General features: G+C 39.1%; 9 protein-coding genes. 2 read left to right on the forward strand and 7 right to left on the reverse strand.

All coding sequences use genetic code 11. The annotated features are described in order from the left end of the window. The 5 genes from clpB to ACKI5B_RS02340 form a co-directional block, all read right to left on the reverse strand. A partial coding sequence (clpB, locus tag ACKI5B_RS02320) for an ATP-dependent chaperone ClpB (protein WP_407425431.1) occupies nt 1-2,435 on the reverse strand: 2,435 nt, incomplete at its 3' end. A 127-nt stretch (nt 2,436-2,562) separates the two neighbouring features. Beyond that, entirely contained in the window at nt 2,563-3,744 is a 1,182-nt protein-coding gene (locus ACKI5B_RS02325) for a hypothetical protein (protein WP_407425433.1), read from the reverse strand. A gap of 78 nt (nt 3,745-3,822) precedes the next feature. After that, complete coding sequence (locus ACKI5B_RS02330; RefSeq protein WP_407425435.1) at nt 3,823-4,044, reverse strand: hypothetical protein; 222 nt, start codon at nt 4,042-4,044, stop codon at nt 3,823-3,825. 43 nt (nt 4,045-4,087) lie between these two features. Continuing rightward, the gene (locus ACKI5B_RS02335; RefSeq protein WP_407425437.1) at nt 4,088-7,126 is read right to left on the reverse strand and encodes an insulinase family protein; all 3,039 of its coding nucleotides are present in this window, start codon (nt 7,124-7,126) and stop codon (nt 4,088-4,090) included. Continuing rightward, nucleotides 7,119-8,342 (reverse strand): flagellar motor switch protein FliG, encoded by a 1,224-nt coding sequence (locus ACKI5B_RS02340; protein WP_407425439.1) that lies wholly within the window; start codon nt 8,340-8,342, stop codon nt 7,119-7,121. The genes ACKI5B_RS02335 and ACKI5B_RS02340 overlap by 8 nt, the downstream gene beginning before the upstream one ends. 181 nt (nt 8,343-8,523) lie before the next feature. Here ACKI5B_RS02340 and ACKI5B_RS02345 point away from each other — a divergent pair, with 181 nt between their 5' ends. Together ACKI5B_RS02345 and ACKI5B_RS02350 are read left to right on the forward strand one after the other, a co-directional pair. After that, nucleotides 8,524-8,715, forward strand: coding sequence for a hypothetical protein (locus ACKI5B_RS02345; protein ID WP_407425441.1), 192 nt, complete (start codon nt 8,524-8,526; stop codon nt 8,713-8,715). 93 nt (nt 8,716-8,808) lie between these two features. Beyond that, a complete protein-coding gene (locus ACKI5B_RS02350; protein WP_407425443.1) occupies nt 8,809-10,899 on the forward strand; it encodes an ATP-dependent helicase in 2,091 nt (696 codons plus the stop codon). On the opposite strand, the gene ACKI5B_RS02355 is transcribed toward ACKI5B_RS02350, so the two are convergent. Both ACKI5B_RS02355 and ACKI5B_RS02360 read right to left on the reverse strand, forming a co-directional pair. Further along, nucleotides 10,871-11,878: a glycosyl hydrolase family 18 protein gene (locus ACKI5B_RS02355; protein WP_407425445.1), complete on the reverse strand. Its 1,008-nt coding sequence runs from the start codon at nt 11,876-11,878 to the stop codon at nt 10,871-10,873. The genes ACKI5B_RS02350 and ACKI5B_RS02355 overlap by 29 nt on opposite strands. A 47-nt stretch (nt 11,879-11,925) precedes the next feature. Further along, on the reverse strand, nt 11,926-12,334 hold a 409-nt coding region (locus ACKI5B_RS02360), incomplete at its 5' end, for a hypothetical protein (protein WP_407425447.1).

Here is a 12,334-nt window from a genome sequence, read left to right on the forward strand (position 1 = left end):
CTAAGGAAATCGATTGCACTCTGTTCAAAATCAAGCGTAATTCTGCGGTCTGAAAGCCTTGCCTTTACGCGCTCAAGCTGATTTTTTACAATGCCACCGATGCAGTCTTTTGAAAGACGGGCGAACATAACGATTTCATCGATACGGTTTAAAAATTCCGGACGGAAAGTCTGCTTTAAAAGCACATCTACCGCAGGACGGACAGCCGTCAGTTTATCGTTTGAGTCTGCATCCAGAATCAAATCACTTCCGAGGTTGCTCGTCATAATGATGATTGTGTTCTTGAAGTCAACCACCCTGCCCTGACCGTTAGTAAGCCGGCCGTCATCTAGCACCTGCAGAAGCACATTGAACACATCCGGGTGAGCTTTTTCAACTTCATCGAACAGAATTACGCTGTAAGGTCTGCGGCGCACTGCCTCCGTAAGCTGACCGCCCTCGTCATAGCCGACATATCCCGGAGGAGCTCCAATCAGGCGGGTCACGCTGAATTTTTCCATGTATTCGGACATATCGATTCGCGTGAGAGCCTTTTCGTCGTTGAACAAAAAATCCGCGAGCGTTTTTGCAAGCTCAGTCTTACCAACGCCTGTCGGTCCGATGAACATAAAGCTTCCAAGAGGTCTGTTAGGGTCGTTTAAGCCGGCCCTGTTTCGGCGGATTGCATCGCTTACAACACTTACGGCTTCATTCTGACCGATTACCCGCTTATGAAGAACATTTTCAAGCTGAACATACTTCTGTTTTTCGCTTGTAAGCATTTTTGTAACAGGAATTCCTGTCCATGTGCTTACAACACGGGCAATATCTTCTTCGGTAACTTCCTGCCGTAGCAAAGAGGTTGAAACTCCGTTGTCTTCCGCAGTATGACGGACCGCATCTGCTTTCTGGGCTTCTGCCAGCTCTTTTTCCAAAGCCGGAATTGTGCCGTATTTAAGTTCTGCTGCCTTGTTGAAATCTCCTTCACGGGTATATTTTTCTTCTTCAAATCGTGCAGCCTCAAGTTTTTCTTTTAACTCGCGGCTTTTGTTTATTTCAGCCTTTTCATTCTGCCACTGAAGCCTCATTGTATCCCGTTCAGCACTGACTTCAGCAAGTTCTTTTTCAAGTTTAGAAAGCCTTTCTTTTGAAGCCGCATCATCTTCTTTTGAAAGCGACTGTTTTTCAATCTGAAGCTGTAAGATTTTTCGCTCAAGCTGGTCAAGTTCGGTAGGCTCGCTTTCAATTTCCATTTTTAATCGGCTGGCAGCTTCATCAACCAGGTCAATCGCCTTATCCGGCAGGAATCTGTTTGTAATGTAGCGGTTTGAAAGCGTTGCGGCTGCAACCAGTGCTTCATCATTGATTTTAACCCCGTGATGAATCTCGTATTTATCGCGCAGTCCGCGAAGAATTGCAATCGTGTCCTCGACATTCGGCTCAGCACAGTAAACCTGCTGGAAACGACGCTCCAGAGCAGCATCTTTTTCGATGTACTTACGGTATTCGTTTAAAGTTGTAGCTCCGATTACGTGAAGTTCTCCGCGCGAAAGAGCAGGCTTTAAAAGATTTCCTGCATCCATGCTTCCTTCACTGGCTCCTGCTCCGACAATCGTGTGAAGTTCATCAATAAAAAGGATTATCTGCCCTTCACTTTTTGCAACCTCAGTAATTACAGCCTTCAATCGCTCCTCAAACTCGCCCCGGAATTTTGCACCTGCAACAAGACTTCCCATATCAAGGGATAAAAGCCGCTTGTTTTTGAGGGATTCAGGAACATCACCCTGGGCGATACGGCGTGCAAGTCCTTCAACAATCGCCGTCTTACCGACACCAGGCTCACCGATTAAAACAGGATTATTCTTTGTGCGGCGTACAAGAACCTGCATTACACGCCTGATTTCTTCGTCACGGCCGATTACAGGGTCGATTTTATCCTGACGGGCACGGGCGGTTAAATCAGTACAGTATTTTTCAAGAGACTGCATTTTGCTCTCAGGGTCGTTTGAGTCAACTTTCTGATTTCCGCGCACTGCTTTCAATGCTTCAAGTATCGTCTCTTTTGTGATTCCATACTGACGGAGCAATTCTCCAGTGCGGCCGTCACTCTGGCTCATGGCAAGCAAAATATGCTCCACAGAAAGAAACTGGTCTTTAAGAGATGCCATTTCCTTTTCTGCCTTGGCAAGCACTTTCTGGGCCTCACCCGAAAGCTGCATCTGTACATTTCCGGTAACTTTTGGATATGTAGAAAGAAGATTTTTTGCCGCCTCAAGAAGATTCTGGCTTTGAACACCGATACGCTCAATTACAGGGACGGTAATTCCGTCTTTCTGTTCAAGCATGGCAACCAAAAGATGCGGAAGACCAATTTCTGAATGGTCATTCTGCTGAGCAAGAGCAGAAGCACTCTGCAAAGCATCCTGTGTTTTTAAGGTAAACTGATCGTAATTCATATTATACTCCTTCAAGCCTTGCCTAAAGGTTTGTTTTTTGATTTCACTTGAAAGATAATAAAAAAATTACGAAAACGGCAAGAAAAAAGCCCCGCAACAGCAGGGCTTTAAATAATTCAAAAAAAATTTATTTTCCAACTTCTTCCATCTGACCGAATTCGCAGATTGTATCACCTATATTTGCATGCTCTATAAGTTCAAGAGTTTTTCCGGTTTTTTTATAAAAACGGATTTCACCAGTTCCTGCCCCGCCGCTCAAAATCTTTAAAAGACATCTCTGACCGTGCGGCATTTCATAATCCCTGACAATCATCTCGCTTGACGGGCAGTAAATATCAAGATCAATAACATATTTTCCTTTATGTATACTGACCATCCAGTGAACTTTTTCTCCTGATTCACCGCCTTCCATTTGTGAGCAGTCGTGAATAATGGCATCCTTTTTTAAGATTCCGCGGTTTTCGACAGAAAATTTTTCACCTTCCAGTATCAAAGTCGCACAAAGCTTACCGCCAAATTCCCCTTCAAGAGCAAAACCGGAATTAAGCAGTGCTTTTCCGGAAATTATGCTGGTCATTTTTGATGAGGAAAGATGGAAATAAGGTGAATTAGGCTCTTCACCCCAGCTTTTATCGATATAACCGTTAGAAGATTTTGGAAGAACAACAAATTCCTGATTATCCAGATACACCGAACCTGAAAAAAGAGCTTTTACACCGCTTGGCATCCAGACAGTTTTTTTACGGTTATACAATGGATTTGAACCAATAACCCGTTCAAATTTCAAATCCCATGACATCATTCCGTCATTGCATAACAGTTCAGGCTTAATTCTGAGTTCCTGCTGCAAAACTGTAATTGAGCCGGTAAGTGCCTTTGAACTGAAAGAACAGTCCCCAACTTTAAAGGTTTCAGAATTTTTTATAAAGGAAAGCTGTGAAGATGCATGAAATTTATTTAACTGTTTTCCTGATTTTCCAAAAGAGCCGGCTTTTACAAGTACATAAGACGGTAAAACAGCAATTTCGTCACTTGCATTTGCTGCCGAAGAAGTTCCGGCAAGCATATACTGTAAGTCAGATTCAGAAACAGCAAGCCGGGATTTCTGACCTATGACAGCAATTTTTGGAGATAAAGCCGGATTTACAATGTAAAGTTCAATGAAAAATTTCCGTTCCTGGCCTGTCGCACGACTAAAAGCAGAAAAAACATAGCGGAAACGTTCAAATCCTTTTGTACGAAGTTTTCCGCCGAGCAAATATTGATCAAAATGTTTATTAATTTTTAAAGTCGCCATAGCAAATGCCATCCAAAACAATTATCTTGTTAGATTTTCGGCATCTGCTTTTACTGACTTTAGTTTAATCAAAATGATTTAAGAATATTTTTATTTTAAGAATTTATTTAATGTCGAATCAATATCTTCTTTTTCAAGAGGAAAATTATCATCAAGATATTCAAGACATTCCATACCGGCACTCTGAACATGCTCATACCAGATTCTGTAAAGTTCAGGTTCTAAATCTCCGCTTGGAAGAGGAGCGCCCTGTATATCAGAAACAAGCTGTCTCATCATCTTTATACATTTATCAAATTTGTCGTTTTTCATAAAAACTCCGTAAAAACAAAAATTTCTTAATAACTTCTTAAAATTATACACCTAAAGTTATGACTTTGCCAGCATTTTTATTAATTTCAGCAGATTTTTCTCCACAAATAACTGCTTTTTCCTTAAAATCTCCATTTTTGCAGTTTTCATAAAGATTCTTAAATCCTTTTTTTAATTCAGCCGGATTCATATTCAAAATTCCAAGGATTTTCTGCTCGCGGTCTTCATCAGTAACAGCATACAATAATCTTGTAAGTGCAGATGTTCCCCTTCCCTTTGGAGACTGCGGCTGTATAAAATGACTGTAGCAGCCCATAACAGCTCTTTCAACTTCTTCTTCAGAAAAATCCATCTGACTGGCCTTTTCAAGACACTCTTCAAAAATATTACATGAAGTAAAAGGCGAAGGGTCTCTGTATGAAGAAAAAATCAAACTTCCAATCATAGATTCTGTATTACAGAATACTCCGTAAGCACCGCCAATAGTTCTCACTTTTTCCCAAAGAAGATTATTTGAAAGCCAGTGAGCGCAGACTTCTTCACTGATACTCTGCTTTGTTCCGTAAAGCGAAGCAGGTATAATCTGAGAAGCATAGCCTACCTGAGAAGAAGTCAAAAATACGTTTGTCATTTCAGAAGAATTTTCTTCAATCAGATTATAAAAATCTTCTGCCGATGACTGATAAGCACTCTTTATTCTGGAAATTTTTGTTTTATTTATAAACTCAGGTAAAATTTTATTAAGCCTGTCAAATCCAGACTGTTCTGCCGTAATATGAATAAAAGCACCACCGGCTTTTACTTCAGCAAAAATCTGCTTAAATCTGGCAATTATTTCTTCGGTCTTCCATGACATTACTTTTTTTACTGTAAAATACTGTGAAAGCCCGTTCCAGATTTCATCGACGGCAGATTTTTTTGAGCGGTGTGCACAAACTCTGCTTGAAACAAAAATATGCCCGTCAGGAATCACTGAAGAATCAAAAACATTTTCAGACTCTGTAAGAATATCTTTAATCCGTTTTGAATCAGAAAAATCAACACCGGTAATACAGTCATGAAGAAGATTCATGGCATTTTCACTTTCTTCTTCTATCATGGACATTCTGAAAACAAGCCAGTCTCTGCCAATCCAGTCATATTTTTTCCGCAAATCTGCAGAAAATTCTGTCTGTGCTTGTTCCATTGTCAGAAGATTTACCCCGATTCCTGCAGTATGCAATGCTGTTTCATCTGCAGCCTGTGCCCAGGAAAGATTTTTCCAGCCGCATTCTGTCACACAATCTGAAAAAAGCGGTAAAAGCGGATAAAGTTCAGGATTCAGCACGTCTACCGGAAATCCCATATCAAGATAGACAATTCCGTTAGTATTTTCGATATTTTTAATGAAAGGAATTGTTCCCCCGTCACAGGAAGGAAGATTTTCTATAACAGTTGCAACTCTATTCATCACAGGTTTACCGTTTATTATAAAATCAGCAGGCTTTAAATGCGGCAGACAGGCAGGTGAATCCTCTTTCTGCTGATACAAATGCAGTTTTTCACAGTCAGATTTTATTTCTTCTTTTGATTTTGATTCCAGCATCTGTGAAATAAGTTCTTTTTCTGCCTTTTCACGGTTTTTTGTATATTTTTTACTTGGAGTAACAACAACAAGCGAGCGTTTTTTATTTTCAAGAAAAAGCGAATTGAGCAGATTCTTAAGATAAGCCGGTTCATTTTCGATTTTTAAACGGATTTCCTGCAAATGTGAGCGGAGTTTTATCTGATTTTCTACTCCGTCTCCATAAAGCCAGCCGTAAATTGGCCTTGACATAAGGCTTAACGAATACGGACCATGCCCGCGTTTTATTTCACGCTGAGAATATTCCATTCCCATTAAAGTAGAATCAATATCCTTTTTAGAAATACCATTCTGAACCAAATCTTTTATAGTGTTTAGCACCAGTTCTTCAATTTTCTTTTCGTTACCTTTTTTTACGCCCCGTAATCCGACAGTAATTATGCTTGTATAAATTGAATTGAATAATCCAAGCTGAGGAGCAATATCTTCACCAAGACCGCTTTCCATTAAAACGCGCTGCAAAGGTGAACCGTCATGATTACAAAGAACTGAAGCAAGAACAACTTTTTCTGTTAAAGTAAGTGCATTGTCACTGCGGCCGATATCCCAGTTTACAAGAACAGTATTTCCTTTTTCACCTTCTCCGCTCGGTCCTTCATAATAACAGTCAACCGGCTGTGTAATTTCAGCAGGTTTTACAAGCGAAACAAAATCAGAAATATTTTTTTTCTGAAGTTCCCTTGTATTTGCATAATCAGAAAATTTTGAATCAAAACGGGAAACAAAATTTTTATCAATAAAATCAATCTGTTCTTCTGTAGGAATATTTCCGTAAAGAAAGAGAAAACAATTGTCCGGTCTGTACCATTTTTTGTGGAAAGCAAGAAATCCTTCATAACTTAATGAAGGAATTTCTAAAGGATTACCGCCTGAATCTTTTTCGTAAACAGAGCCCGGAAGAAGGCTTGCGATTGCATAATCAAAAGCAACAGATTCAAAAGATGAATAACTGCCTTTCATTTCATTGTAAACAACGCCCTGAATTGAAGGATTATCATTTTCATCTACCTCAAGACGGTAAGCTTCCTGCATAAAAATTTCTTTATCAAGACGCGGAAAAAAGACTGCATCTCCATAAACAGAAAACAGATTGAAATAGTCAGCCTTTGCAATAGAACTTGCCGGATAAACAGTTTTATCAGAATAAGTCATTGCATTTAAATAGGTTTTTACGCTCTGATTTGAAAGAATAACAAACGGATCTTTTACGGGATATTTTTCTGAACCGCATAGAACAGAATGTTCAATAATATGAGCCGCACCATTTGAAGTTTTATTCGGAGTACGGAAAGCAAAAGCAAACAGATTTTCAGAATCATCATTAAGAAGATGAAAAATTTCAAGTCCATTATGCAAATGCCTTAAATGTACTGCAACAGAATGATAATCAGGAACATCAAAAACATTTAATACTTCGAAAGATTTATAAACATCACCTTTTTTTAATGAATTACACATAAATATCGTCATCCCGTCCTTTTATATACAAGTCCCCGTCTTCATAAGCACGTCTGAGCATACTGAAGAATTGAGAAGTGATTTTGTCACAGTCACTTTTTCTCATCGGTTTAAGGAAATCTTCTGTTTCAAGAATTGAATTTCTCCTGTTTTCAGAAACATTGCCTAAGATTTTATTTCTGAAATCTTCATTTTTGGTTGCAATAAGATGGGCAATGTCTTCTTCACCCATGTTACGGAGTTTATCCTGAATGAAGCGGTCATCAGCTGCAATTACATCATCAATTGTAAAAAGCCGTTCCCTCAAATCTTCACCCAAAGAAGGATCCTGTTCTGCAAGATTATCAAGAATTCCCTGCTCACTTTCAGGACTCATCCGCTTCAAAATCTGTGCAAGAATATTTTTGCCGTCGATAGAATCAGATTTTGAAGTTGCCATTGCATTCATTTTTTCCTGAAGTGCTTTATCAACTCTGTTTACAATTTCCGGTGAAACTTTTTTTAATTTTGCCAGACGCAGAACAACATCTTTTTTATCACTGCTTTCTAAAGAATTTATAATTTCTGCAGAAAGTTTCGGTTTCAGATAAGAAAGCACAAGAGCTTTAACAGCATTTGATTCGTCTTTTAATAAAAAACCGACCCGTTCGCTGTCAGAATCATATAAATATTCAAAAGATTTATTTGAAGCAGGAGCTGATTTTTCTAAAATTTGATTTGCCCGGGCTGTACCAAAAGCTTTTTCAAGAATAGACCTGGCTGTATCAATTCCGCCTTCTTCACGAGCCTGTTTTACAAGTCCCTGAAATTCTTCAAGAATTGCCTTTGCTTCCTCACTTTCAACATAACGGATTGAAGCAATTTCCGGAATAATTTTTTCAGTCTGCTCTTCTGTAAGATGAGGAAGAATTTTTGCTGCCTCATCAACACCTATCAAAAGAAGAAATTTCGCAACTCTGCGGTAAATATTATCGCGGCCGTCTTTTTCCTTCGGCTGTTCCGGAACTTTTATTAAACCGCCGGAAGTAAGGGCTTTTGCCGCAATACGGGTAGATTCATTTCCCTGAAAATTTTTATCATTTAGCTGTGGAAAAAATCTTTTATCAAAAATTTCATTGATTGATTTAGTCTTTTTTTCTGAATCAGTATTTTTATCTGAAAAATTTTCATTTTCAGAACTTTTATAGGCATTTATTCTAAAATTATTCAGATTCATAAATTAATTATATTAAAAAAACGCGAAACATAAAAGGGAATATTTTTCTTGAAATATTCCCATCTTCATTTAAAAACGCACGGGATTTAATCTTATCATCTGATAACCAGGGCGAATCTGTTTTATATGTGTCTGCACTTCTCAGAGGGGATTACGAACAAAGCCGGATTCTTACACTTTCATGGATGGACATAGAGCTTGGCGGCAAAAACAGTGTAACAATAAACATGAATATGCACAAATCGTATATCCAGATAAAACTATTGTCATAACTTCTCTAAGCGAATTTGCCGTTCCAATCAGCAGCGAAGACGGAAGTTATTCATTCACACTGAAAAACGGTGCTTATATCAGCGGGCAGATTGCTTATTAAACAAAGAAGATGAAGCAGAATCTTTTCATCTCATCTGTGTAATCTGTGCTATCTGTGGTTTCTTTTTAATATTTCTGATACAATCATCATTCCATGACTGATTTATCTGACCTTAAAAACGAGCTGAACCCCGAACAGTACGAAGCCGTCATGACAATTAACGGCGCAATTCTCATTATTGCAGGTGCCGGAAGCGGCAAAACCCGTGTAATCACATTCCGGATTGCACACATGCTCGATGCAGGCGTTCCCCAAAGCGCAATTTTAGCCCTTACCTTTACAAACAAGGCTGCAAAAGAAATGAGCGAACGCATCAAGGAACTTACAGGCAAAAAATTACCTCTTTTAACAGTTTCTACATTCCACGCATTCGGAGTGCGCATTTTAAGGCAGGAAATAGGTCTTTTAGGCTACCGCGAGAATTTTTCAATTTACGACGAAACCGACAGAAACGCCTTAATCAAAGAAACAGGCCGTGAACTGCGCTATTCACCTGAAGCACTTGATGTCTATCAGATTGGCATTTTAATTTCAGACATAAAAACCGGCCGCAAACACTGGACAATCGAAAACGAAATGTATAAAGAGCTTTACGAAGGCTATCAGGAAGGCTTAAAACTTTACAATGCTGTCGATTTTGACGATTTAATCACTCTTCCAATAAAAATATTTCGCGAATTTCCGGAAATCTTAACTAAATATAAAGAACGCTACAAATACATAATGGTCGACGAGTTTCAGGACACAAGCCACCAGCAGTACGAGTTCATGCGTCTTTTAGCCGAAAACAATATCGCCGTCGTAGGAGACGATGACCAGTCAATCTATTCATGGCGCGGCGCTGACTATCAGAACATTATAAATTTCGAAAAAGATTTTAAAGACGTAAAAGAAATCCGCCTTGAGCAGAATTACCGGTCAACCGGCACAATCTTAGCTGCTGCAAACGGTGTAATCAAACACAATACCAACCGTAAAGACAAGGAACTGTGGAGCGGAAACGGCGACGGAAAGCCTATCGAAATCTACATGCCCGAAAACGAAACTGCCGAAGCGGCATTCATTGTAGAATCAATCCAGTCCACCGCCATTTCAGAAAAACGCAAATACGACGATTTCTGCGTGCTCATGCGGGCAAACACACAGTCACGTGCAATCGAAGAAGCATTTCTGGCCGAAAACATTCCCTACACAATGAGCGGCGGTACAAGCTTTTTCCAGCGCAAGGAAATCAAAGACATAATCAGCTATCTGCGCGTAATTTCAAATCACGACGATGACGTAAATCTTCTGCGGATTATCAACACACCGCGCCGTGGAATCGGGCGGGCAACAATCGAAAAACTCAACGAAATCGCAAAGAATCTTTCCTGCTCACTCTGGGAAGCAATCAACGCCCTTTTAGAAGCCGGCGACAACGAAGCCGACCTTTTTATGGCAGGCAGAACTTCTTCAGCAGAAAGTAAATATACAGATTTTGATGATGAAGATTTTTCTGAACGTACAAAACAGAATCTCAAAGCCTTTGTTGAAGTAATCGAAAGCAATAAATCAATGCTCGGCGGTCACGGACTTTCAAAAAAAGTTCGTACAATGGTCGAGAACATCCGTTACATGGATTATCTTATAGGCGAAAATCCGAAATCAGAAAAAGCAGCCCGCTTCAAAATGCTGAACATTGAAAGCTTAATCGGTTCAATTGAACGCTGGGAAAACAATCCTGAAGCAGGAGAACCTACCCTTTACAACTACCTCAACAGAATCACTCTTTTAAGCCGTGACGACATGGATGATGAAGAAAATCTTGGAAAAGTTAATTTAATGACAATTCATGCTTCAAAAGGTCTGGAATTTCCTGTCGTATTTATTGCAGGAACAGAAGAAGGCTTAATTCCTCACGGACGGGCAGTTGACGAAGGCGGAGATGCGGCAGTCGAAGAAGAACGCCGGCTTTTCTATGTAGCAATCACACGTGCACGCGATAAACTTTTAATTTCTTCATGCAGGAGCCGCAGAAGACAGAATTCTACAGTCGAAAGCCAGCCTTCCCGCTTTCTTGATGAAATTCCTGCACATTTAGTTCAATATCATGAACCTCAAAAAGAAGTCAGTGCTGACATGGCAATCGATTTGCTTCAGCAGATGAAAAAACGCTTTACGGCTCCAAAGGTTCCGGGCTTTTAATCAGCTTCCAGAATTCAGGATTTTCCTGTCCCACTCTCCAGAACGAAAGTTTGTCGATTCCCATACCGGCGTACATCCGGCATCTTGCGGCACAGCTTTCGGCAGTGTCGTAAAAAACACTAACCTTTGTTTTGGTGTCAAAAGTAAAACTCAAATCCCCGTCAGAAGATTTTTTAAAATTCCTGACTTTATTAGATTTTATAATGTCATCAACTTTATACATTCTGTAAGCTTTTCTTCCTACTGTTTCATCGTTCCATGCACGTGCATAAAAATGGCAGCCCATCACAAGTTTTTCTGAAGGAATTACAGTTTTTGCATAATCAGCAATTTTTCTGCACCATTCTACTGAAGCAATCGGACCAGGGCTGCTGGTTGACCAATGTTCGTCGTATGCCATTACAATGATTCTGTCAACAATCTTTGAAAGTTCTGCATAATCATAAGCATCCCGCTCATAGGTTCTCAAACGTGCAGGAATAGCAACAGTAAGCATTTTGCCTTTGAGTTTTTTCTTTAACTGTTTTAAAAAAGAACGGAAATTCTCGTCATCCTCTTTCATGACAAGCTCCCAGTCAATCTGAAGCCCGTCATAATCTTTACATTCATTTACAAGCTGCTTAATGATTTTTTTGCGGAGAGGAAGGTTTGGATCAAGAAGCAAATGAGTCTGTGCTTTGGAATCAACGCTTGAAACCAGATGAACTCTGCCTTTAAAATCAGGAAACTTCTCGTTTCGTGAAGGAACACTCACAAAATCAGAAAAATTATTCACTGCATGTACAAAATAACCAATATCTGTTACAGGATATTCCGGAGAAAAGAACGATTCTTCTCCAATCATAACATACCCCCAGATTTCATTCATGGAGATAAGGTTTTCGTCAGTTTTTAAGATTTCAGATTCAACTGCCGAAAGATTTAAATTAAAAACAAAAATGAAAAAAAAGCTCAGAAGCACATAGATTTTTCTGTACATTTATCCTCCCTTTAATATTATCGTCAAAAAAGGGAGTTTTTATGAATTCAGTCTGCTTTCCTAAAGAGAATATAATCAATGTTCATTCCAGTCTGTCCGCCATTTTGAAATCCTTTAGAATCATTCTGCTGCAATCTGACTGTAACAGTTTTTGGCTTTTCAAGAGTAAAACTCACAACAGAACGGGTCGTTAATTCGTATTTATCAACCGGTGGTTCTGAGCCATAAACCAGATAACTGTCATCATCTACACAGATAAAAAACCTTGAATGATTTGAAGCAGGAGAAAAAATACTAGCTAAACCTGAATAAGTGCCCTGAGGAAAATTTATTTTTGCAGCAGCACAAGAAGAATCATTTAATAATTTTAATGCAAAGAAATTTGAAGCTTTTTCATCTTCAATCAGATTAAAGTTTTCATAATACATATTTTCTGATTCTATCTTTAAATAGTTT

Source organism: Treponema sp., from assembly GCF_045657965.1.
Lineage (GTDB): Bacteria > Spirochaetota > Spirochaetia > Treponematales > Treponemataceae > Treponema_D.